General features: G+C 65.0%; 20 protein-coding genes. 3 read left to right on the forward strand and 17 right to left on the reverse strand.

Features of this window, described 5'->3' with window-relative positions; genetic code table 11:
* Positions 1-220 precede the first annotated feature (220 nt).
* The 3 genes from AC1DKV_RS28410 (at position 221) to AC1DKV_RS28420 (ending at position 3902) form a co-directional block, all read left to right on the forward strand.
* Positions 221-1150: a LysR family transcriptional regulator gene (locus AC1DKV_RS28410; protein ID WP_441622373.1), complete on the forward strand. Its 930-nt coding sequence runs from the start codon at positions 221-223 to the stop codon at positions 1148-1150.
* 441 nt (positions 1151-1591) lie between these two features.
* Positions 1592-2485 (forward strand): LysR family transcriptional regulator, encoded by an 894-nt coding sequence (locus AC1DKV_RS28415; protein ID WP_477138502.1) that lies wholly within the window; start codon positions 1592-1594, stop codon positions 2483-2485.
* Positions 2486-2654: 169 nt separating this feature from the next.
* The gene (locus tag AC1DKV_RS28420; protein ID WP_477138503.1) at positions 2655-3902 is read left to right on the forward strand and encodes a Bcr/CflA family multidrug efflux MFS transporter; all 1248 of its coding nucleotides are present in this window, start codon (positions 2655-2657) and stop codon (positions 3900-3902) included.
* Positions 3903-4089: 187 nt separating this feature from the next.
* On the opposite strand, the gene AC1DKV_RS28425 is transcribed toward AC1DKV_RS28420, so the two are convergent.
* The 17 genes from AC1DKV_RS28425 to AC1DKV_RS28505 form a co-directional block, all read right to left on the reverse strand.
* Positions 4090-4983, reverse strand: a complete 894-nt coding sequence (locus tag AC1DKV_RS28425; protein WP_441622287.1) for a LysR family transcriptional regulator — start codon at positions 4981-4983, stop codon at positions 4090-4092.
* Positions 4984-5062: 79 nt separating this feature from the next.
* Positions 5063-6079, reverse strand: a complete 1017-nt coding sequence (locus AC1DKV_RS28430) for a zinc-dependent alcohol dehydrogenase family protein (protein WP_477138504.1) — start codon at positions 6077-6079, stop codon at positions 5063-5065.
* A 59-nt stretch (positions 6080-6138) separates the two neighbouring features.
* Positions 6139-6543: a (R)-mandelonitrile lyase gene (locus tag AC1DKV_RS28435; RefSeq protein ID WP_477138527.1), complete on the reverse strand. Its 405-nt coding sequence runs from the start codon at positions 6541-6543 to the stop codon at positions 6139-6141.
* Between the two features lie 183 nt (positions 6544-6726).
* A complete protein-coding gene (locus tag AC1DKV_RS28440) occupies positions 6727-7527 on the reverse strand; it encodes an alpha/beta fold hydrolase (protein ID WP_477138505.1) in 801 nt (266 codons plus the stop codon).
* A 62-nt stretch (positions 7528-7589) separates the two neighbouring features.
* Positions 7590-9680, reverse strand: a complete 2091-nt coding sequence (locus AC1DKV_RS28445; RefSeq protein WP_477138506.1) for an acetate--CoA ligase family protein — start codon at positions 9678-9680, stop codon at positions 7590-7592.
* A gap of 2 nt (positions 9681-9682) precedes the next feature.
* Complete coding sequence (locus AC1DKV_RS28450; RefSeq protein ID WP_477138507.1) at positions 9683-10624, reverse strand: Bug family tripartite tricarboxylate transporter substrate binding protein; 942 nt, start codon at positions 10622-10624, stop codon at positions 9683-9685.
* A gap of 89 nt (positions 10625-10713) precedes the next feature.
* Positions 10714-11871, reverse strand: a complete 1158-nt coding sequence (locus AC1DKV_RS28455; RefSeq protein ID WP_477138508.1) for an acyl-CoA dehydrogenase family protein — start codon at positions 11869-11871, stop codon at positions 10714-10716.
* Positions 11872-12013: 142 nt separating this feature from the next.
* Positions 12014-12931 (reverse strand): transcriptional regulator GcvA, encoded by a 918-nt coding sequence (gene gcvA, locus AC1DKV_RS28460; protein ID WP_477138509.1) that lies wholly within the window; start codon positions 12929-12931, stop codon positions 12014-12016.
* Positions 12932-13173: 242 nt separating this feature from the next.
* The gene (locus tag AC1DKV_RS28465; RefSeq protein WP_441622303.1) at positions 13174-14304 is read right to left on the reverse strand and encodes an acyl-CoA dehydrogenase family protein; all 1131 of its coding nucleotides are present in this window, start codon (positions 14302-14304) and stop codon (positions 13174-13176) included.
* 10 nt (positions 14305-14314) lie between these two features.
* The gene (locus AC1DKV_RS28470; protein ID WP_441622305.1) at positions 14315-15490 is read right to left on the reverse strand and encodes an acyl-CoA dehydrogenase family protein; all 1176 of its coding nucleotides are present in this window, start codon (positions 15488-15490) and stop codon (positions 14315-14317) included.
* A 58-nt stretch (positions 15491-15548) separates the two neighbouring features.
* Complete coding sequence (locus AC1DKV_RS28475) at positions 15549-15716, reverse strand: hypothetical protein (RefSeq protein WP_441622307.1); 168 nt, start codon at positions 15714-15716, stop codon at positions 15549-15551.
* 10 nt (positions 15717-15726) lie between these two features.
* Positions 15727-16725: a Bug family tripartite tricarboxylate transporter substrate binding protein gene (locus AC1DKV_RS28480; RefSeq protein WP_477138510.1), complete on the reverse strand. Its 999-nt coding sequence runs from the start codon at positions 16723-16725 to the stop codon at positions 15727-15729.
* A 36-nt stretch (positions 16726-16761) separates the two neighbouring features.
* Positions 16762-18282, reverse strand: a complete 1521-nt coding sequence (locus tag AC1DKV_RS28485; RefSeq protein ID WP_477138511.1) for an AMP-binding protein — start codon at positions 18280-18282, stop codon at positions 16762-16764.
* Between the two features lie 42 nt (positions 18283-18324).
* Positions 18325-19371, reverse strand: a complete 1047-nt coding sequence (locus AC1DKV_RS28490; RefSeq protein WP_441622312.1) for an acyl-CoA dehydrogenase family protein — start codon at positions 19369-19371, stop codon at positions 18325-18327.
* Entirely contained in the window at positions 19368-20528 is a 1161-nt protein-coding gene (locus tag AC1DKV_RS28495) for an acyl-CoA dehydrogenase family protein (protein WP_441622314.1), read from the reverse strand. The genes AC1DKV_RS28490 and AC1DKV_RS28495 overlap by 4 nt, the downstream gene beginning before the upstream one ends.
* Positions 20529-20546: 18 nt before the next feature.
* Positions 20547-22007, reverse strand: coding sequence for an aldehyde dehydrogenase family protein (locus AC1DKV_RS28500; RefSeq protein ID WP_477138512.1), 1461 nt, complete (start codon positions 22005-22007; stop codon positions 20547-20549).
* Positions 22004-23548: a class I adenylate-forming enzyme family protein gene (locus tag AC1DKV_RS28505; protein WP_441643564.1), complete on the reverse strand. Its 1545-nt coding sequence runs from the start codon at positions 23546-23548 to the stop codon at positions 22004-22006. The genes AC1DKV_RS28500 and AC1DKV_RS28505 overlap by 4 nt, the downstream gene beginning before the upstream one ends.
* Between the last annotated feature and the right edge of the window lies 1 nt (position 23549).

Here is a 23549-nt window from a genome sequence, read left to right on the forward strand (position 1 = left end):
TGGCGCCGCCTTTCGCAACCATAGTGGGCGTTGGGAGCCGTTGCCAGGCGCAGGCTCGCTCKACGAGATGGCCCAGGTGGTCGTCACGCTCCTGGAGCCGTACCTACAGCCTGATAATTATTAAATCTATTTACGGGATGTTGTACTAKAGCGCCATCCCGCCTACTCGCTGCGCCGTGAAGCCATCGAATCCGCACGACGAAAGGATKACAGAGTGAATGTGACACCCCGCCAACTCCGGATCTTCCTGGCCCTTGCCAAGTCGCTCAACTTCAGCCGCACGGCCGAGCAGTTCTTCGTGACGCAACCATCGCTGCGCAAGGCCGTGAAGGACCTGGAGGATGCGCTGGGCGTCGTTCTGTTCGAGCGCTCGACGCGCTCGGTGCGCCTGACGCCGGTCGGCGAGCGCATGACCTCGCTGGCAAGGCGCGTCGTAGGCGAATTCGACAGCGGCCTTCAACGCCTGCAGAGCCTGACCGACCTGGAGGCCCACCATATGGCCATCGCCGCTATCTCATCGCTGGCGAACACCGTGCTTCCGGGCGTGTGCGCCAAACTGGAGAGCCGCTTCGCCGGGACACGCTTCACCATCTACGACGGCACCAACGCCTCCACGATCCAGCGCCTGATCAACTACCAGGTGGATTTCGCCCTGGCCTCCGCCGCCCCCTCGCACCCCGAACTGGAGTACGAGGAAATCATGCGCGACCGTTTTGCCCTTCTGGCACCAGCAGCATGGAAAAAGATGGTGCGGCCAGTCATGCGCATGGAAGAGCTTCCCGAACTGCCGCTCATCAGCGGCACCGACGCAAGCACCGCCAAGGAGTACGTGAACGCGGCCTTCCTGCAGCGAGGCATCGTCTTCCGGCCGAAGCTCTCGTTTGACCAGGTGGCCACCGCAGCGGGGTTCGTGCGCCAAGAGGTGGGAATCGCGATCCAACCCTACCTGGGCATCATGCCGTTGCTGGATTTGCGGGGCATGCGCCTCTGCCAGATCGAGGATGGCCCGATCCGATCCGTCGGCATCGTCAGGCGCAAGGGCTCATCCTTGTCGCCCATCATCGAGCAAGCCGTGGCAGAAGTGCGCGCGGCGGCCAAGCAATTAGTGCAGCAGCTTCCGGCCTGGATTCATCCGCCCGCGGCTTCGTGAGCGGTTCTCCTGAAGCGACGGCCTTCGACCATGATATCCCGCGGAGCCCACGCATGCGTCGTCATGCTCGGCGGCGATGGAAAAACACGGTTTCTCAACAGGAATCAATTGCGGGGCCGCCGATCTACCGCGAGCGAGGCGGAAGGCACAGCGGTCCGATTGTGTCCGGTAGCAATGTGGCACAGCCACAGCCATTGAGAAAAGGCACTGAATGCGCAGGCACTCATACTGCGGGTCGACGCTCGCAACGCGCCAAGGTGATGTATGGGACAAAATTCGTGAAAGGGTGCTACGAGGCATCGCCCACGCAAGACAGCGAGGGTATTGCACCACTGTCTGCCAACCCGGCCAGCCGCTTGGCGTCGGGACTACTTTTGTAGGACCAGATCGGGAACTGCCGGATACCATACGCACGGATACGAACCTGAGCCAAAGGCCCGCATGGCAAGAGAAGACATCAATGATTTGCTCGCTTTCGTCCATGTTGCGCGCGAGGGCAGCTTTACGCGCGCGGCGGCGAAGCTGGACGTGACACCGTCCGCGTTGAGCCATGCAGTGCGGGGACTCGAAGCCCGGCTTGGYGTCAAGCTGCTGGTCAGCACGACGCGCAATGTCTCGACCACCGAAGCCGGCGCGCGCTTGTTCGCCAGCGTCGCGCCACGGTTCGACAACATCGACGCCGAGTTGTCCGCGATTGGCGAGTTCCGGGACAAGCCGGCCGGCACGATCCGGATCAATTCGGCCGAACACGCCGCCAACAGCGTGTTGTGGCCAAAGCTGTTGGAGGGCCTGAAGGACTATCCCGACATCCACGTCGAGATTACGGTCGATTACTCGCTGGCGGACATCGTGTCGCAGCGCTACGATGCAGGCGTTCGCATTGGCGATCAGGTGGCGAAGGACATGATTGCCGTGCGTATCGGCCCAGACCAGCGCATGGCCGTGGTCGGCTCCCCGGCCTATTTTTCCGGACGCAAGCAGCCGAAGCATCCACAGGATCTGTCCGCACACGACTGCATCAATCTCCGGCTGCCAACCTACGGTAGCCTGCTGCAGTGGGAATTTGCCAAGGGCAAGCACAGTCTCAAGGCGCGCGTGAACGGGCGCTGGACCTTCAATAGCAGTTCGCCAATGTTGCGCGCGGCGCTGGCCGGGCAAGGCCTGGGCTATGTGCCTGAAGGCATGGCGCTGGAGCATATCGCCAACGGCAGCCTGATCCGCGTKCTCGACKACTGGTGCCAGCCTTATCCCGGCTACTACCTCTACTATCCCAGCCGCCGGCAATCGTCCCGCGCACTCGCCATCGTGGTCGAGGCGTTGCGGCATCGGCGCTGATTCCGTTCGGTGATGGCGTCCGGGGGCGGCCAAACTGGACGCCATTCATGAATCTGGCTCAAGATCACATGCGCCGTTGCTGTCTTAATCTGCGGCTCGGCAGTCCGTAGCATTGGGGTAACCAAAAACGCCCAGTTTGGGGGCAAACCCGCCCCTGCTTTCAGAACGCATGATCCCGCCCCAGTCACCGACCGCCCCGACCCACGCCGCACAGCCMGAGGCAACGCTGCGGCTGATGCTGATCCTCAGCGCGCTGATGTCGTTCGCATCTATCTCGACGGACATGTACCTGCCCGCGCTGCCGACCATCAGCCGGATGATGCATGCGAACCCGGCCAGCCTCCAACTGACGTTCTCCGCATTCCTGATCGGGTTCAGCATTGGCCAACTGATCTGGGGCCCCGTCGGAGACCGTCATGGCAGGCGACTGCCCATTGCACTCGGCCTGGTCCTGTTCACTATTGGTTCGGCCGGATGCGCAATGTCAACGAGCGTTTGGCAGATGATGGGATGGCGGGTGGTCCAGGCCCTCGGCGCCTGTGTCGGGCCGGTGCTGTCACGTGCCATGGTCCGCGATCTGTACGCGCGCGACGATGCGGCGCGCGTCCTGTCGACGCTGATCCTGATCATGGGCGTGGCGCCGCTGCTGGGCCCCTTGCTCGGTAGCCAGATCCTGGCGTGGTGGTCCTGGCAAGGCATCTTCTGGAGCCTTGCCATCGTGGGCCTGCTGACGATGTTTGCATTGCGGGCATTGCCGGAAACGCTGCCGCCCGCCCGCCGGACGACCACGCCGATGCGCCATGTCGTGCGGGACTACCTCGCGCTCGTCAGCGACCCGCGGCTGATCGGCTATGCCTTCTCGGGCGGATTCTTCTATGCCGGGGCCTATACGTTTATTGTCGCGACGCCGTTTGCCTACATCGACTATTACCATGTCACCCMTCGGGCTTACGGCCTGCTGTTCGGCGTGAACATCATTGGGATGATGGCGGCCAATTTTGTCAACGCACGCCTGCTGAAGACACTTGGAAGCGAGCGCCTCTTTCACCTGGGCACCTGGGTCCTGGCGATTTCGGGTGTGGTCCTTGCGCTGGACGCCCGCTTCGGCTGGGGCGGTCTGACCGGCCTGGTCCTGCCTATCTTCGTGTACATGTCCATGAACGGCTTTATCGTCGCCAACTCGGTGGCCGGCGCGCTTGCCGCGTTTCCGCACAAGGCTGGCTCGGCATCGTCGGTAGTCGGCGCCATGCACTACGGCAGCGGCATCCTGAGTGCCGCCATGGTTGGCTGGTTTTCGGACGGCACCCCCTGGACCATGGCATGGATCATGGGTGCGGCCGGCATCGGCAGCCTGGCTACGTCACTGCTCTCGCGGCACCTCGCCGCGCAAAGGGCGGGGGCGTCGTGCCCGACATAGTCATTGACGGGCCGGCATGAACGTCTCCGAYGCCAGTTTTGCCAACGGAACCATCCGGGCGAACGGCCGCAGCCGCTCCCTGGCATCGTTGGCCGGCAAGGACGGCATCGTTGCGCAAGACCACATCGAGTTCGGCGATCTGGCGCGGCGATTCCAGCAATCGACGGCCGATGCGCCCGTCGACCGTTCACACGTTCTCGCGCAGCGCCTCCACCAGCACGGCAAGCGCGCGCGACGAGTGTCGGCTATTGGGGTAGTAAAGGTGATAGCCCGGAAAGACCGGCGACCAGTCTGCCAGCACCCGCACCAGCTGGCCCTGCGCAATGGCCGTATCCACGGCGCTCAGTGGCACATAGCCGATCCCGAATCCGGCCAGACATGTCGCAACGATCTGCGCGACATTGTCGAGCACGAGCTGGCCATTCACCCGCACCTGCAATGAACGCCTCCCCTTCTTGAATTCCCACGCATACAGGCCACCTTGCGTCGGCAAGCGCAGGTTGATACAGCAATGCCCGGTCAGCTCCTGTGGAGCCGCAGGTTGCGGCCGCGTCGCAAAGTATCCTGGGGTGGCGACCACCGCCATTGGCATATCCGGGCCGATGCGTACGGCGGTCATGTCCTTGGCCACTTGGTCGCCCGGCCGAATCCCTGCATCGAACCGGTTCGCCACAATGTCGGTCAGCCCGTAGTCAATGCAGACCTCGATACGGATGTCCGGATACCGCGGCAGCACGTCCACCAGTCTTGGCCACAACACCGTATTGGCCGCATGCTCGGTCGCGGTGATGCGCAGCGTTCCGGCGGGCTTGTCGCGCAACTCACCCACGTTCGATAACTCCGCCTCGATCTCTTCAAACTGCGGCGCAACGGACTGAAGCAAGCGTTCGCCCGGCGCCGTGGTCGACACGCTGCGCGTCGTACGTGTCAGCAAACGCACGCCAAGGCGGGATTCCAGAGACCGGATCGAATGGCTGAGCGCCGACTGCGAGACGCCCAGCTGCCCCGCGGCGCGCGTGAAGCTGTGCTCCCTTGCGACAGCAATGAAGGCCAGCAGATCATTGAAGTTTTCGCGTGGCATTCACGAATCCAGCTCAAGAAGATGTGTGGATTCTATCGGCTAGTTGTCTCACATCCAAGCCGATGCAGTGGTGGCACAGTCAGGGCTGCAGCAGCACCTTGATCGCCCGGCGCTCGTCCATCGCCTTGTAGCCCTCGGCCACCTCGGCGAGCGGCAGCTTCAAGTCGAACACCTTGCCCGGCTCGATCTTGCGCTGGAGCACGAGATCGATGAGGTCTGGCAGATAGCGCCGCACCGGGGCGGGACCGCCATGCAGCCGCGTCTGGGTGAAGAACAGCCGCTGGCCTTCCAGCTCGACGCCATGCGGCACCCCGACATAGCCAACCGATCCGCCCGGCCGTGTGGCATCGATGGCTTGCATCATCGCTTCGCGCGTCCCGACGCATTCCAGGACTGAATCCGCCCCGATACCATGAGTCATTTCCTTGATCCGCTGCACACCGGCATCGCCGCGTTCCGTGATGATGTCGGTCGCACCGAACTCCAGCGCAAGGTCCTGGCGCGTCTTGTGGCGGCTCATCGCAATGATGCGCCCGGCGCCCATCTGCCTGGCGGCCAGCACGCCCATCAGCCCAACGGCACCGTCGCCAACCACGACTACCGTAGAGCCCGGCCGCACGTTTGCCGCGTCCGCCGCATACCAACCGGTTCCCAGCACATCCGACACCGCTAGCAGGCTCGGTATCAGATCCTCGGGCGGCAGCTCCGCCGTCGCGATCAGCGTGCCATCGGCCAGCGGCACGCGCGCGCGCGGCGCCTGCGCACCGCTCATGAATTMGCGCTGCTGGCATGAGGACTGATATCCGAAGCGGCAATGTGGGCATGTGTTGTCGGAAAGGCAGAACGAACCGACCACAAACTGACCCGGACGCACCGACGTGACCTCGCTGCCGACCTCCTCGACGATGCCGCAATACTCGTGCCCCATCGCCTGCGGTTCCGTGACCTCGTTGAGCCCGCGATACGGCCAAAGATCAGAACCGCAGATGCAGCTCGCCGACAGGCGGATGACGGCGTCGGTTGGTTTCAGAATCCGCGGCTCCGGGCGCTCTTCGTAGCGCACGTCGCGCGGGCCATAGAGAACGGTGCCAAGCATAGCTATGTTCCTCGTTGATGTGATGTCACCCACTCGACATGCTATCGAGCGGTCCCCTGTCAGGCGCTCCCCTCGTACTGCTCGGCGCAAACTTGTTCCATCCAGTCCACTACCTTGCCATCGAGAGACTCCGCGATGGCGATGTGCGTCATGCTCGTGGCCGCCGTCGCGCCGTGCCAATGCTTGGTGGATGGAGGGATCCAGACCAGATCCCMGGAGCGGATCGTCTGGACCGGCGCGCCCCATTGCTGCACGAGGCCCGTGCCTGCCGTGACAAGCAGCGTCTGGCCGAGTGGATGGCTATGCCATGCAGTGCGTGCTCCCGGCCCGAAGATCACTGTCGCACCGCCGACGCGCGCCGGCGCTTCCGCCTGAAAAAGGGAATCGATTCGTACGCTACCGGTAAAGAATTCCTCCGGCCCGTCCTTTGATGGTTGTGAGCCGATCGGTGTCACTTTGATCATCATTACTCCTGGTGTGCCGGCGCGAGTCATGCTCGCCATCAGACTGCGCTACGGAAGCGACCGGCATTGATCCACGAAGGTTACCGTGGCAGGAGAGTTGGAACTAGCCGGGAATATCGGCAAGTTGTCGTGAATTCTATTCATGAATCCTGGCGCCCCACGCCGCCCGTCCCGACCGCTGCTTCAGGCGCGCGAAAACCATCGCGACAATAGCTGGTTGACTTCGAGCGGGCGTTCATACTGGACCCAATGCCCCGCTCCGGGTACCACGCACCAGTCGCGATGCGATACTCCGCTGGCGAGTTGCTGTGCGGCCTCGACCGCCTGCGCAGTGACATCGTGCTCGCCCCACATCAGTAGCGTCGGGCCACTGAAACTCGATAGCGCATCGCGCAGCAGCGGCTTTCTGGAAAGCGCCTTGCTATGGAACCGGGTGGCCTTGCACATGCGCTCATGCAGATCCATGGCAAGTGCGTCGATGCTGCCCTGGTCGTGCAGCATGAGCGCGCCCAGGTTGTGCCTGAGCGCAGCGAGCATCTGGCCGCGGTCGTCCGTGCGCCAGTTGACCATTTCCGCCCCCTGGCGCCGGGGGCCGCCATKGCCGGCGGAGCCCAGCAATKCCAGCCGCTCGACATTGGGCATGCTTGCCGCCATGTGAGCCGCAACGACCCCGCCAAAGGAAAAGCCTGCAAGCCCGAACCTGCTGGTGCGACCCAGTAAATCGTCGAGGCTGCCTGCCACTGTGCCGACCAGCCGCGCAAGGCGGTCGGTGGCGTGCGGATCGCCGTCGAGGGTGCCGGAGTCGCCAAAGCCGGGTAGGTCGGGCAGCCACAGCGTATGCTCCCTGCCTAGCGCCTCGATATTCCTGATCCAGTGCATCCAGCTACCATGCCCGCCATGGATCAGCACCAGCGGCGAACCTTGCCCGAACTGCCGCCACACGACCTGCGCGCCGCCGCACTGGACCCGGTGAACCACGGCCATGGCATCGAGCCGGCTGAGCAGGTCATCGGTCCCTGGCCTGTTGCAAGCGGGCGATGCCCTTGTCACCACTTCAGCACCAGTGCATCTACCGCCAGTACCCCGTGGCCTTCCGGGAACACCATGAGCGGATTCACTTCCGCCTCGGCAATCCGCAGGTCCGGCTTCACTGCGAGCTGCGAGAGTGCGGAAACGGCCCTGGCGAGGGCTTCCAGGTCCCCCCGCTGTTTACCCCGCAAACCCGAGACTGTTTTCAGCGCCTTCACCTCGGTAATCATTTCACGCGCTACCTCGACGCTGACCGGCGCGAGCCGGATACTGCGGTCACGCGCGACTTCGGCCCAGATGCCACCGGCCGCCAGCATMACGATCKGACCCGCTTCKGCATCGACGCGGTAGCCTACGAGCACTTCCGTCAGACCCTTGCTCATCGGCTGCACCAGGACTTCATCGCAGCGCTTGCCCGGCGCGCGCTCCGCCAGGTTCTGTCGCAGCGTCGCCAGTGCCGCGTCAAGCTGGGCGTGGTCCTGAATACCGAGCACCACGCCGCCGACTTCGGTCTTGTGCGGAATCTCTTCCGAGCATACCTTCGCTACGAYCGGGAAATCGAACGGAAGCCGGCCTGCCGGCCCGGCCAACGGCAGCGTGACTGCAGGTGCATGCGGCACACCGACCTCGTCCAGGATGCCGTATGCCTGCGCCTCGTTCAGCGGCGTTGCCGATACCGCTGGCGCAACGCCAGCCGTGGGCTGCACCCCCGGTAACCTGCGGGCAAGCACGGACGCAATTGCATCCGCGCAGGCCTCCGGCGACCGGAAGCACGGCACGCCTGCCTTGGTCAGCGACGCAAGCGCTTCGGGCGCGTCCGGCACCAGCATTGCCGCGAGCGGCTTGCGGCTCGCCGCGCTGTCGGTGATCGGCTTKACTGCGAGCTGGGGCTGGAAGCGAGCAGAGGAGCCCACCACCGCCAGCACCACGTCAAACTCGGGGGCGTCAAACATAATGTCGAKGGCACCTTTCATGACGCCATAGTTCGTGCCGKCCAGGGTCAGATCCAGCACGCGGCCGGCGGAGACAGCGATTCCGGCTGCTTCGAGCCTGGCCAGCGTGGCCGGCGATGCCGGCTCTACCACCACGTCGCGGATGCCAAGTTGGTCGACCACCATGGCTGCGCCGCCGCCCGTCGTGGTGACGACCCCGACGCGCCGCCGCGGGGCACCCTCGGCTTCAAGCGGAATGCGCCTGGCCAGCGGGAACGCTTCAAGCAGCGCTTCGATAACGCCAACGCGGGCAATGCCCAGATCCTTCAGGAAGGCATCGGCAATGTCGTCTTCGCCCGCCAGCGCGCCGGTGTGGGTGGCAGCMATTTCAGCGGCTGCAGCTGAGCGCCCCAGCTTGTAGGCAATCACMGGCTTGCCCCGTTTGGCCGCCTCCAGCGCAAAGGCTCGCAATTTGTCACCGTGGCGCAGGCTTTCCAGGAACAGCAAATAGCCTTCGATACCCGGATCGTCCAGGGTTGCGGCACAGATCTCGCCGACACAGAGATCAGCCTCGCCGCCAACCGATACCAGGCCGGCGAAGCCCACGCCACGTGCCTTGCCCCGTGAGACCAGCGCGCCAATCATGCTGCCGCTGTGGGATGCCACGAAGACCTTCCCGCGCGGCAGCTCCGGCTCGGCAAACGCGGCATTCGCGGTGAGCACGAGCCCCGCCTCCGGATTGATTACGCCAAGACTGCTTGGCCCCAGCACGCGGACCCCGGTGGCGCGGCTCAGTTCGCGCAGCGCTTCCTCCCGTGCGGCGCCATCCGGCCCGGATTCCGAGAACCCGCTCGCCAGGATGGTGACGACCTTGACGCCAAGACGCGCGCATTCGCGCACCGCATCCAGCACCGTGTCGGTCGGCGTCAGGATAAAGACATGCTCCGGAACCTCCGGCAGCGCGGCCAGGCTCTGATATGCGGTCTCGCCCTGGACAGTCTGCCGGTTCGGATTGACCGGGTAGACCTTCCCTGCGTATCCCGCGGCACGCAAGAACTTCAGGGGCCGCCCTGCAGTCTTCGCAGCATCGTCCGAGGCACCGAACAGTGCGACGCTGCGGGGGGCCAGCAGAGCTTGGGCGAGTGCATGATCAGGTTGGTTCGAAGCGGTATTCATGTTTAGTCCAACGTTACTTTCACTGTCTTGAAGGTCTTGGCCATGTGCTCGACATCCTTGTCGATATAGGCCTTGAACTCACTCGATGTATTGCCCACCAGCACAGCCCCTTGCGGCTGCAGGTTGTCCCGCATTTCCGTGGTCCCGACCGCCTTGATGACAGCCTGCTGCAGCTTCTCGACGATAGGTCGCGGCGTACCAGCCGGGGCGAACAGGCCGCTCCAGGAATCCACTTCGAGTCCGGGCACACCGGCTTCCGCCATGGTTGGCACGTTGGGCAGCAGCGCCAGCCGCTTCGGCGCCGTCACCGCGATGGGACGGAATTGCCCGGCCTTGAGATACGGCATCGCGGAGACCGAGGTCATGAATGCCATGGAAACATTGCCTGCGATCAGGTCGGTAATCACGCCCGACGCGCCCTTGTAGGGGACATGGATCATGTTGATGCCGGCGTGTTGTTTTAGCATTTCCCCGGCCAGGTGCTGGGTGCCGCMAGTCCCGGTCGAGGCAAACGACAGCTTCCCCGGTTGCTTCTTGGCGAGCGCGATCAGTTCCGCAACCGTATGCACAGGCAAGGTCGGGCTCACTGCCAGGATCGCAGGTGCCGACATGACCTGCGAGATCGGCTCAAAGCTCTTGCGGACGTCCCACTTCAGATTCTTGTAGACGAATCCGTTCGAGGCGATCGGCGCTGCAGCAAACAGCAGCGTATAGCCGTCGGCCTTGGCGCCGGCGACCTGGTCTGAGGCGATATTGGAGCCGGCGCCGGGCTTGTTCTCCACCACGAACGGCTGCCCGAACGTAGTCTGCAATTGCTTGGCCAGCAGCCTCGCAACCACATCGGTAGGGCCGCCTGCCTGATAGCCAACGACCACGCGCACAGGCCGGTTCGGATACTCAGATGCGGGGTCCGCGCTGGCGCCGCCGCTTCCCAGTGCCAGCACCAGCGAAGCCAGCGAGAGCGCTGGGGCGCGGCTTAGTCTTGCAAACATGGTTGTCTCCGGTTCGATTTTGATTATGGGGTGCGGGCGCGTCAGCCAGCCTTGGGGGGGCGCTGCGAGAACGAACGCTCGAACACGCCTTCGGCAATCCGGTTCTTCAGCATTTCAATCGAGCCGCCGGCGATCATCCAGCCGCGGATCCGGCGCAGGCAGTATTCGACAATCGACTCCTGGCTGTAGCCCATACCACCCATTACTTGCAGCGCTTCGTTGGCGACATCCCATCCGGCCTGGTTGCAAGCCAGTTTCGCCATGGCCGTGCTATGCGCCGAAGGCAGGCCATGCTCACCCTCCATGGCGGCGCGGTACAGCAGCAGTTGCGCGGATTCCAGCTTCAATGCCATTTCGGCAAACTTCCACTGKATCCCCTGGAATTCGCACAGTTCGCGACCAAATTGCTTGCGAATCCTGGCGTGCTCCCGGGCGACGTTGAAGCAGTGGCGGCCCAGCGCCAGCGATCGCGACGAATTGCCGAGACGTTCAACGTTGAAGCCGGAAATCTGTCGCTTGAAGCCGCCTTCACCAAGCAAGAGGTTGTTGGCCGGAATGCGGCAGTCCTCGAAATAGAGCTGGCACCACGCTTCGCCGCTCATGAATTTCGACGGCTCACCCACCTGAAAGCCCGGCGCGCCGCGCTCCACCAGCACCGAGCCAATCCCGCCGACGCCCGGACCAAAGCGCACGTAGATCAGGAACAACTCTGCCTCGKGACTGTGCGTCGAGAAGATMTTGCTGCCGTTGATCACATAGTGATCGCCGTCACGCCTTGCCGAGGTCTTCAGTTCCGTGACGGCCGAGCCGGCTTCCGGTTCGGTCATGCCGAGCGCAATGAGCTTTTTCCCTGCCAGCAGGTCAGGCAGGAAACGCGCCTTCTGCTCCGCCGTTGCGTACTCCACGAAGGTGCGGATTGGACCGAAGTTGCCCGCCTGCACGATATCCGCGCTCTTGGGACACACCAGGGCCACTTCCTGGATCGCGATCACGGCGTGCATCAAGGTGCCGCCTTGTCCGCCATCTTCCTCAGGGAACGCGATGCCAAGCAAGCCCTGTTCTGCCAGCATTTGTGCGGCATCCCAGGGATATTGGGCGGAATGGGCACGTTCGAGTGCACCGGGGGCTAGCTTGTCCTGGGCGAAACGCCGCACCGATTCCGCAAACGCCTGGTGCTCTTCGCTGAGTTCAAAGTTCATGTCTGCCTCGCTTATCTGGACTGTTGACTGTTGTCAGGATCGTCCATCGGAGCAGCGTTGTGAACTTCGCGTTTGGCACCCAGCCAGAACAAAATGTAATGTCAGCTAACCTGTGTCGCCCATGGCGCCATGCGTCGAGGGCTCACCGGTCGTTCGCCCGGCCGGCCTCCATCGCGACCGTTTCAAGAAGCCAGTCGCGAAACACAGCGATCTTTCTGGCCTCACGCTGCACCTTCGGGCGTACCAGGTAGTAGGCCTTCTCACCGCGGTAGGGCAGCGCGAAKGGACGTACCAGCCGCCCTGCCTCAATCTCGGCTTTCAGCATGGCAATCTGGCCGATGGCAATGCCCAACCCGTCAAGCGTCGCCTGCCAGGTAAGAACCGAACTGCMGAAGCTCATTCGCTCGGTGCCTGTCGCGGCTTYGGCCATCCCGGCAAATATCAACCAGTCGTCCCAGTCGTTGCGGCGATAGTGGGAAACCAGCAGGCGGTGGTGCAGTAGCGATTCCAGCTTCCCCCGCGGTCCACGATGCCCCTTCAGGTAATCCGGCGTGCACACCGGCTCGATCTCGTCGGGAAAAAGAAAGTCGCTGTTTACTCGTGGCCAGCGTCCGTCACCAAATTGGATAGCCAGATCCGCGGGATCACGGTCAAAGTCCACATCGGGCGTGGCGTTGTCTATGCGCACCTCGATGCTAGGATGCTGTCGACGAAAATCGTGCAGCCGCGGAATTAGCCACTTTGCAGCGAAGGTGGTATAGGTTCGCACGCGCAAGGCGCCCTGCGAGGTACTGCCCAGCAAACGGGCCGTCGCGCCGGCGATGGCATCGAAKGCAGGAACGACTTCCTCGGCATAGTCTTTCCCCATCCGGGTCAGCGTGACGCCGTGACGCTCCCGCCGGAACAGTTCGACGCCCAGGTAGGTCTCCAGCACGGCGATCTGGCGGCTAACCGCCGATTGCGAGACATGCAACTCCTGCGCCGCCAGCGTCAGGTTCTGGGTCCGCGCAACGACCTCGAACACGCGCAAGGGATTCAGGGGGGGAATGCGTCGCGCCATGCGGCCATTGTCATGAGKAATGACTTTTTATTATATCTGAACGCATGCCCCCCAGCGCTCGCATGCCGGCCTGGCTCGCCAGTGCCCGCCCTTTGGCAAGTGCCGGATCCTTCAGAGAAGGATCTGTGCGCCTTCTCCTCGGTGTACGGCTAGAGTTCATCTAGCCCCCGCTCGCGGCCAAACGGTGGACATGGCGCCAGCCTACCCCTCCTTTGCCAACCGCGCCGCTGCGAGGTGCAGCCTCAACGGCGTCCCAGCTTCACGTAGCGTGCCAGGTGGTAGTCCTCGTCGCCCAGCGCGTGGTCGGTCATGACGAGGCCCTTGGCAAGGTGCGAAAGTGGCAGCTCCCACGTCATGCCGATACCGCCGTGCATCTGAATGCACTCCTCGGCCACGCGCGTGCCCACGCGGCCGAGCGTGACCTTGGCGGCCGACAGAGCCCGCTCGCGCTCGATGCGCCCAGCCTGGAGCGCGTTGGCCGCATTGATGACGCTCGAGCGCGACTGCGCGATGCCCAGCCAGAGGTCGACCATGCGGTGCTGCAATGCCTGGTTGCTGCCGATAGGTGCGCCGAACTGCTTGCGCGTGCGCAGGTAGTCGAGTGTCCTCGCATTGGCGGCCTCCATCGCGCCGAGTGCCTGTGCACACAGCGCCAGCACACCATGCCCCAGGGTGCGCTCGATGGCGTCGAAGGCCTCGCCCTCGATGCCGATCAGCGCCCCGTCGGAAAGGCGCACGCCGTCGAGCACAAGATCGGCACCGCGCCCCCCGTCCACAAGTGCATAGCCGCGCAACTCCAGCCCCGCAGTGTCCGCCGGCAACACGAAGAGCGACAGGCCCGCCATCTCGTCGTCGTTGCCCGCGGTGCGCGCCGAGACGATGAAGAAGCCGGCCTGTTCGCCGTGACGAACCACCGCCTTGGCACCGTCGAGCACCCAATGCCCTTTGACACGGCGCGCCCGCGTCGCCACGCGCGCGTGCTCGTACCGCGAACCAGGCTCGCCGTGTGCGAAAGCCGCCAGGACGCGACCGCCGAGGATGTCGGCCAGCAAGTCGCGATGCGCACCGCTGCTGTTTAGCGCGAGGGCCGTGCCGCTCATCAGCGTAGCCAGGAACGGTTCGAGCACCAGTCCGCCGCCAATGGTCTCAAACACCACCGCGATGTCAAAGCCACTGCCGCCGAAGCCACCATCGATTTCCTCGAAGAGTGCGCCGACCGCGCCCAGTTCGACGAAGCGCTGCCACAGCGCTGCGCTGTAGCCCTCGGCCGATGCGGCGATGCGCTCGCGCCGCTCGAAGCTGTACTGCTCCGCGATGAAGCGGCGCAGCGTGTCGGCCAGCATCCTCCGCTCGTCGGTCAGTTCGAAGTTCATTCGCCCTCCTTCACAGGTGCAGCATCGTCTTGGCGATGATGTCGCGCTGAATCTCGTTGGAGCCGCCGAAGATCGACAGCTTGCGGTTGTTGAGGTATTGCGCGCTCGCGGTCGCGGCCTCCACCGGCCCACCCGCCAGGGCCTGCGCATCGCCCAACTGCGGCTGCGCGTATGGCCCGACGGCGCGCCGGATGAGCGAGGCCAGTTCCTGCCGGATCTCGCTACCCAGAATCTTCAGCGCGGAGCTTTCCGGTCCCGGCGCGCCACCGTTCGCGACCGCGGCAGTGACGCGCAGATTGGTCGTCTTGAGGTTCTCCAGGTCGATCTCGACGCGCGCCATGCGTGCCGCGAAGGCCGGGTCGTGGCCCAGCGGCTGGCCGTTGCTCATGACCTTGGCCGCTACCGCCTTCAGGCGCTGAAGCGCCACGACCGAGAAGCCGATACCCGCGTTGCGCTCATGCGTGAGGAGATACTTGGCGCAGGTCCAGCCGTCGTTCTCCTCACCCACAAGGTTTTCGACCGGCACGCGCACGTCGGTAAAAAACACCTCGTTGACTTCATGCTCGCCATCCAGCGTGACGATCGGMCGCACCTGGACGCCGGGCGAAGTCATGTCGATCAACAGGAAGCTGATGCCGGCCTGCTTGCGCTTCTCCCTGGCGGTGCGCACCAGGCAGAAGATCATGTTGGCGTGCTGCGCCAACGTGGTCCATGTCTTCTGGCCGTTGACGATGTAGTGGTCGCCGGAGCGCACGGCCGTGGTCGTCAGTGACGCCAGGTCCGACCCCGCTCCGGGCTCGGAATAACCCTGGCACCACCAGTCGGAGCCGTCGAGGATGCGCGGCAACCAGTGCTTCTTCTGTGCCTCGGTGCCATACCGGATCAGCACCGGCCCGAGCATGATCAGGCCGAACGGCACGGTGCGCGGCGCATCGGCCAACGCGCATTCGTACTCGAAGATGTAGCGCAGGACCGCGTTCCAGCCCGGCCCGCCGTGCTCGCGCGGCCAGTGGCTCGCGAGCCAGCCGCGCGACTGCAGGATGGCGTGCCACTGCTGCATCTCGGCTTTGCCCAGCGTCCGGCCCTCGGCCACCTTGGTGCTTAGCGAGGCGGGCAGCCGCTCCGCGAGGAAGGCGCGCACCTCGGCCCGGAAGGCCTCTTCGGCGGTAGTGAAGTTCAAGTCCATCGCAAGCCTCGGAATATTTCAAAGAGCCCGGCCGCACCCATGCCGCCGGAGCACATGGTCACCACCGCATACTTCGCCCTGCGGCGCCGTCTTTCGAGCAGCACGTGACCAGCCAGGCGCGCACCGCGTGGGCGGCCAGTGCCGGACCGGGCGTGATGTTGAACTCGCCGCGAAACGACCTGGTGAGCGGCGTGCGGGCAGTGGCGACGATAACGGCTTCGCGCATGACCTTGGCCTCATTCCAGCGCGATGCCGCCGATGCGCTGGATCAGTTGACCCCACACCTGCGTGTCCTGTTGCACTGTCTTTGCGAAACCGGCGGCGGACGGGCCGCCTATCTCGTAGCCAACCTGCGCGAGTGCGGAGCGCATGTCCGCGGTCTTCATCACGCTCCCAAAGTCGGCCACGAGCGCATCGACCAGCGGCTTGGACATATTGGCCGGCCCGAAAATGCCGAGCCAGCCGACCAGCGGGCCGAGCGTGGGATAACCGGCCTCGGAAAAGGTCGGAACAGTGGGATATGCCGTGATTCGCCGTGTGCCGGTGATGGACAGGCCGCGCAGTCGGCCGCCCGGCTGCAGGAAAGCGGCGGATGAACCGATGTCGCAGAACACTGCGCTCACCTGCCCGCCGATCAGGTMATTGATGGCAGCGGCACAGCCCTTGTAAGGCACGTGGACCAGGTCGACGCCAGCCTCGTGCTTGAAGACCTCGCCGATCAGGTGGCCGAGCGTGCCGTTGCCATAGGAGCCATAGCTCAGCGTGCCGGGCCTGGCCTTGGCCGCGGCGACGAAGTCGGCGAGATCTTTCGCCGGGCTCTCGGCCTTGACCAGCATCACCAGCGGCGTGACACCGATCTGTGTGATCGGCGTGAGATCCCTGGTCGCGTCGTAGGGCATCTTCTTCATCAGATGCGGCAGCACCGTGATGGTGGAGCCCGCGGCCAGAATCAGCGAACTGCCATCCGGCGCCGACTTGACGATGTTGTCCACGCCGAGCATGCCCGATGCGCCTGGCCGGTTCTCCACGATCACCGGCTGTCCGACTGCGGGCGCCACCTTGGCCGCCAGGCGGCGCGCAATGGTGTCGATGCCACCACCCGGCGGCACCGTGACGACGATGCGGACCGGCTTGCCCGGCGTCGGGGTGGCCGTGGCAGCTTGCGCCCAGATGGGCGGCTGCAGGGCGAGCGCGCCGGCCAGGCACAGCGCGGCCTTGATCCTGATTTTCTTCATGCTTGTCTCCTTCTGTTGTCCCCGGCAAAGTCGAACTCAGATTCGACGGGCTTGATCGCKCCAGTAAGGCTCGCGCAGCAGGCGCTTGAAGATCTTTCCCGTGTCCTCTCGTGGCAGCGCCGCGTGGAAGTCGATGACGCGCGGTACCTTGAAGTTGGCGACGTGCTCGCGCAGGAAGGCCTTGATCCCGCTCGCATCGAGCCGCGCGCCGGGCCGCAGTTGCACCGCCGCCGCGACGGCCTCGCCGTACTCGTCGTCGGGGATGCCGAAGACCGCGCAGTCGGCCACCCCGGGCATGCCCTGCAGCACGGCTTCGACCTCGGCAGGGTAGATGTTGACGCCGCCCGAGATGATCATGTCGGTGCGGCGGTCGCAGATGTACAGAAAGCCCCGTGTGTCGAGGTAGCCCACATCGCCGAGCCCCACCAGGCCATCCATTTCCATCGCGTCGCGCGCTGCCTGGTTGTTGACGTAGGTAAAGTCGGGCAGCGCGGGCTGGCGCACGTAGATGGCACCGACCTGACCGGCCAGCAGCGGTTGGCCCTCATCATCGAGGATGCGCAGCTTCGCCGGCCCTAGCGCCCGGCCGACCGAGCCGGGGTTCTCCAGCCAGGTGGGCGAATCGATGAAGGTGACATAGCCGGTCTCGCTGGCGCCATAGGCCTCGGTGATCACCGGGCCGAACCACTCGATCATCCTGCGCTTCACCTCCGGCGCGCACGGCGAGCCCGTGGACGCCACGTGGCGCAGCGTGGCGACGCTGTGGCGCACACGCTCCGCATCGCCGAGCGCGAGAAGCCGGCGGTACATGGTGGGCACCAGGTAGGCGTGCGTCACCGCGTGTTGCTCGATGAGCTGGAGCGTGCGCAGCGCGTCGAAGGCCGGCTCCAGGATCAGCGTGGCACCAGCGTCGCAGGCCTGTACCAGGTACTGCGTCGACGCGCTGTGGTAGATCGGCGCGCAGAGCATAGCGGTCACCCCGGGCGCCATGCCCGAGGCGATGCGCCCGATGCGGCGCGACTCCTGCTCCAGCTCTTCGCGCACTTCGGGAGACAGCGCCAGGCGCCGCACGCCCTTGGGCTTGCCGGTGGTGCCTGAAGTGTATTGCACCGAACCGAAATGCAGGCGCGGCCGCGGTGCCATCGGCGGTGCACCGACGCCGAAGGTGGCCCACGACGCAGCGCGCCCCGAGACATCGGGCAGTGGCTTCGCTTCGTCGGCCGACACGCTCACGATGGCGACGCGCTCGGGCACGCCCGCGATCACCTGGGCGATCAGGTCGTCGTGGACGAAGAGCAGGCCGGCCCCGCTGTCCTCCAGCATGAACGCTGCCTCCGGCGCCTTGCAATGCCAGTTGAGCGACACGAAGTACACGCCAGCACGCCGGCAGGCCAGGATCAGCGCAGCATAGGCCGGGCAGTTGCGCATCATCACGGCCACGGTCTGTCCGTGCTGCACGCCGGCTGCCTGCAGGCCGGCRCTCACGCGCTCGACCTCGGCTTCCATCMACTCGGGCGTGAAAACCCGCCCTGAAAAAATGATCTTGGGGTAGCTCACTTTGTTGTCTCCTTTTTCTTCTCGCCGAGGGATGAGATGGCGTCAACCGGTCCGCGCCGTCGGGGCAAGTTGCGCGAACGCGTCCTCCGCATGGCGCGCGCCGACGGTCAGAGCCCGCCGCAGGTACAAGCCCGCGTCGTGCTCGTCGGCGAAGCCGATCGCGCCGTGGAACTGCACCACCTCCTTGGTGACACGCAGCGCAGCCGCGGCGGCGCGGTGCACGCTCGCAGCCGCAGCCCAAGCCTCGCGCCCGCCGCCGAAGGCGCGCGCCGATTCGTGCACCAGCGCGCGCGTGGCCTTGAGGTCCACGTAGCAAGCGGTGGCACGGTGCTGCAGTGCCTGGAAGCTGCCGATGGGCACGCCGAACTGCCGGCGCAGGCACAGGTAGTCGAGGGCAAGGCGCAGCGCCGCGTCCATCAGGCCGCAGAGGTAGGCGGCGTCGCCCAGCCACAGCAGGTGCCTACCGCTCTGCCATGCCGCCTGCCCGACCGAGCCCGACAGCACACGCGGCGCGTCGCTCCAGGCGGCGTGATCGATGGATAGGTCGGCGAGCCGGCTGCCGTCTACCGCGGCGCGGGTGTTGCAAACTATTCCAGGCAGGCCCCTGCGCAACAGCCGCACCTCGAAATCACGACCCTCGCCTAGTGCCACCAGCCACTGGTTGGCGGCGTCACCGTCCGGCACCAGCGGCGCCCTGACCGTGGCATCCGTCCCGACCGCAGCGGCCGCAAACGCGACGTGCCCCGCGCCCATCATCAGCGTCTGCAACGCCTCCTCGGCGGCGCCCTGGCCTTTGGCAAGCAAGAACGCGGCGGCCATGCCCATCGTCAGCGGTGGCGTCATCAGCGCGCGCCCGGCCTCTTCCGCGACCACTGCGGCGGCCGGGGCGTCGAGCGCAAGTCCTCCATTCGCCTCGGGCACCGCGATGCCTAGCCAGCCGAGTCCGGCGATGGCCTTCCACGTGGCCGCCTCCAATGCCGCACCGCCCTCATGCACCTGCCGTGCACGTGCGGTACCGCCGTGCGTGGCCGCGAAGCCCGCGGCGCTCTCGCCAATCATGCGCAGCTGCGCGGCGTGTTCGGCGTTCATGCCTTGCTCCCAGCGACGGGCAGGCCGAGCACCCGCGTCGCGATGATGTTGCGTTGCACTTCGCTGCTGCCGCCATAGATGCCGAGGCGGCGTGCCTGCAGGAACATTTCCGTGGCGTCGAGCAGGTCGTCGCCATGGCGAATGGCGTCGCGCAGTGCGGCGCCCTGGCCCGCCACCCGCTGCACCAAGTCGAGCAGCAGGTGCACGGTGTCGGTAGCGAGCAGCTTGAGATAGGAGCTGTCGGCGGCGACACCCTGCTCCGCGGCTTCGGCGGCTTCGAGATAGGCGGCGACCAGCGTCTCGACCTCCACCTCGGCCAGAGCGGCGGCCTCGTGCACGCTCTCACGCAAACGGCCTTCCGGCGCGGCGCGCAGCATCATGCGCAGGCGCTCCAGCGCGCGCAGCGCCTGGGCCGGGGAGCCGATGCGCAGACGTTCTTCGCTCAGCACCGCGGTCGCCACCTGCCAGCCCTTGTCGATCTCGCCGACCACGTTCTCGATCGGCACCACCACGTCGTCGAAGAACACCTCGGCAAACTCCTCGTCGCCGGCGATGGTGCGGATCGGCCGGCGCCGGATGCCCGGCGTCGTCATGTCGATCAGCACGAAGGTGATGCCGTGCTGCGGCTTGCCGGCGCTGGAGGTGCGCACAAGCGCGAACATCCAGTCGGCGTGGTGGCCCCAGGTGGTCCAGATCTTGTGGCCGGTGATGACCAAGGTATCGCCACGCAGCTCCGCGCGGGTGCGCAAGCTGGCCAGGTCCGAGCCCGAGCCGGGTTCGGAATAACCCTGGCACCAGATCGCGTCGCCAGAGAGGATCGGCGGCAGGTGGCGCCCCTGCTGCGCCGGTGTGCCGCGCGCGATCAGCAACGGGCCGATGTGGTTCAGGCCCTGCGTGGGAAAGTCAGGCGTGCCTGCGCGCGCCATCTCCTCCATGAGGATGACCTGTTGCACCGGGCTGGCCCCCATGCCTCCGTGCGCGCGCGGCCAATGTGGTGCGATCCAGCCGCGCTGGTAAAGAGCCCTGTACCACTGCATGCCTTCTGCGGGCAGCGGCCTGAAGGTCTTGTGACGCAATGCATCGGGTACATGGGCGGCGAGCCATTCGCGCACCTCGTGCCGGAAGGCTGCTTCCGTGGTCGATTCGGGTCTCAGCATTTTGCAATAGCGGCGGCGTCAGAGGCTGCCGATCTCCTGATAGACATGTTTGATTTCGAGGAAGTCGTGCATGCCCTCGGCGCCATGGAGGCGACCGAAGCCGCTTTCCTTATAGCCACCGACCTCGGCCTCCGCGAAGAGCTTGTTATGCGCGTTGATCCACACCGTGCCGCAGCGAAGTTCTCTGGCGATACGATGCGCCCTTACGCTGTCGCGCGACCACACGCTGGCCCCCAGACCGAAGCGCGTGGCATTGGCCAGCGCGAAGCCGGTGCGGTCGTCGTCGAACACCTCCAGCGTCATCAGGGGCGCGAAGTGCTCGGCCTGAACGGCTTCGCTTTGCGGATCGTCGACTTCGACCAGCGTCGGCGAAACAAACGCCCCATGGGCCGGCAGATTAGCCACCGGGCCGCCCCGCACCAGCATGCGATGGCGGTCGGCAAGTTCATCGACAAGGGCGAGGATCCGGTCGCGGTTTGCCATATCGATGACGGCGCCCATTTGGCTGTCCGGCAGATGGCCCGGCCCGACGGGGAAGTGCCGCATCGCCGCGACCATGGTGTCGCGGAAATCGTCATAAATCCTCCTGTGCACCAGGATGCGGCTCGCCGCCGTGCATTGCTGGCCCGACAGGATTGTCCCCGCTTCGAGGATGGCTGGGATAGCAATGGCCAGATCCGCGTCGTCGCACACCACGCAGGGCGCCTTGCCGCCGAGTTCCAGCGACAGACGCTTTAGCTGCGGCGCCGCCGCGGCCATGATGGTCTTGCCAACGGCGGTGCTCCCGGTATAGCTGACCACGTCGACATCAGGCGAGGCGACGAACGCCTGAGACACGTCGCTGCCAGGCTCATGCACAACGTTGATCGTGCCCGGTGGCAGATCCACGGCTTCAGACAGGCGTTGCGCCACGCGATGCATAAAGAGCGCTGTCTGCGGCGCCGCCTTGACCACCACAGTACAACCCGCTGCAAGCGCGGGGGCTAGCGAGCGCACGAAGAGAATCAACGGCGCATTCCAGGGCACGATGATCGCCACTACACCCGCGGCCTCGTGCGTAATCAGCGAGCGCACGCCTGGCATGGGCTCCACCACGCGGCCGGCCGCACTCCGAGCCATACCGGCGTAATAGCGCAGCTCTGACGCAGCCCCCTCGACCTCGCCGGCCGACTCGCGCAGCAACTTGCCGTTCTCCAGTGTGAGTAACCGCGCAAGCGCGGGAGCATCGTTCTCCAGCMGGAAGGCCATGTCGAGCAGTACCMGAGCGCGCAGACGCGGACTGTAGCGCCAGGCCGTGGTATAGAAGACATGCCGGGCTGCGTTGACCGCAGCCTTCGCCTCGGCCGTTCCCCCAGCCGGTGCGCTTCCAATCAGCGAAGCGTCGGCCKGGTTGGTCGAATCGAAGTACGCGCCCGAAGACACCCACTCGCCTCCTATCCAGTGCGACGCCTTTGCATCCAGACGAAGCTCCATGTTCATGTTACCGGCTGTGCCAGCCGCGCAAGCGCGATCTCGCGCAGATCGGCCTTGAGCACTTTGCCAACGCCGTTGCGCGGCAGCGCGTCGACGAAGAAGACATGCCTAGGCTTCTTGTAGCTGGCGATGCGCGACTTGGTATGTTCCTGGATCGCATCCACGCTCAACGCCCTGCCGGGATGCCGCTCGATGAAAGCGGCCACCGCCTCTCCGAAGATGTCATCGGGCACGCCCACCACGGCCGCATCGGCGACGTCGGGGTGCTCCGCCAGCACTTGCTCGACCTCTTTCGTATAGATATTGAAGCCGCCGCTGAGCACCATGTCCTTCTTGCGGTCGACGATATAGAGGTAGCCGTCGGCGTCGAAGCGACCCATATCGCCCGTGTGAACCCAGCCATCGACGATCGTCGCAGCAGTCGCCTCCGGCCGCCCGAAATACCCCTTCATTGTGGTGAACCGACCTGCCTCGCCGGACCGCACCAGAATCTCGCCKACATCATCGACGGAGACCTGCTGGCCCTTCTCGTCAATCAACTTCACCTGCACACCGGGTGTCACGCGACCGACCGACGCAGGGTGCGTGAATTGCTCCTCGTGATTGAGGACCGTGACAGATCCCACCTCCGTCATCGCGAAGAACGAGTGAAGCCGTGCCTTTGGCAGATGATCGATCATCCGGCGCTTGAGTTCCACGGGAAATGCTTCGCCGGTGACGATGATGTGGCGCAGGCTGGCACAGCGCGCGGCCTGCTGTTCGAGCACCGGCATCAACATGCGCGCGACGGTGGGCACCATGCCGGCAGCACTCACCTGCTCGCGCTCGATGATGTTAACCGCCGCCTGGGCGTCAAAGCGCTCCATTACCACCAGCGTGGCACCCAGGCCCATGGAGTTCATCAGGCGCGCAAGGCCCGTGCGATGCGCCAGTGGCGTGGTGACGAGAAACACATCGTCGGCCGTGACACCCCACTCCACCGCGTTGACGAAGGCATTGCCGATCACGAAGTTGGCGTGCGTAAGAATGGCACCCTTGGGCTTCCCGGTCGTGCCCGACGTGTACAGGATCATGGCGTCGTCGGGCGTCAATGCCAACTCGGGCAGCCGTTCGTCGGAACGCGTCAGGAGCGTCTCGAGGGATTCGGCGCCGGCCACGTCGCCACCGACCGACAAGCGCCGAACACCCATGAACTCGGAAGATAGCTCTTCGATCGCCGCCGCGCTCTCGGCGTGAAACACCAACATGCGCGCCTGGCTGTCCTGCGCGAAATAGACCAGCTCGCGTGGCGTGTTGCGCGTGTTCACCGGGATGACGATTGCACCTAGCGTGAACGCCGCATACATGACCTGCACGAACTCGATGCAGTTGGGGAGGTACACGACGATCCGGTCGCCTTGCACCACGCCGGCGCGCCGTAGCCCGGCGGCCAGGGAACGCGAACTGCAGAGCAGATCCTCGTAACTCAACCGCTTATCGCCGACGACCACGGCCGCCTTCGCTGGCGTGCGCAACGCATGCGCCGCCATAAATTGTTCGAGACGCATG

It is taken from the genome of Cupriavidus sp. 05T41, from assembly GCF_056396525.1.

Bases quoted from the DNA above. Each gene is read 5' to 3' on its own strand.
- AC1DKV_RS28425 (WP_441622287.1), bottom strand. From the start codon at position 4,983: ATGCCACGCGAAAACTTCAATGATCTGCTGGCCTTCATTGCTGTCGCA.
- AC1DKV_RS28465 (WP_441622303.1), bottom strand. From the start codon at position 14,304: ATGAACTTCGAACTGACCGACGAGCGGAGGATGCTGGCCGACACGCTG.
- AC1DKV_RS28475 (WP_441622307.1), bottom strand. From the start codon at position 15,716: ATGCGCGAAGCCGTTATCGTCGCCACTGCCCGCACGCCGCTCACCAGG.
- AC1DKV_RS28490 (WP_441622312.1), bottom strand. From the start codon at position 19,371: ATGAACGCCGAACACGCCGCGCAGCTGCGCATGATTGGCGAGAGCGCC.
- AC1DKV_RS28495 (WP_441622314.1), bottom strand. From the start codon at position 20,528: ATGCTGAGACCCGAATCGACCACGGAAGCAGCCTTCCGGCACGAGGTG.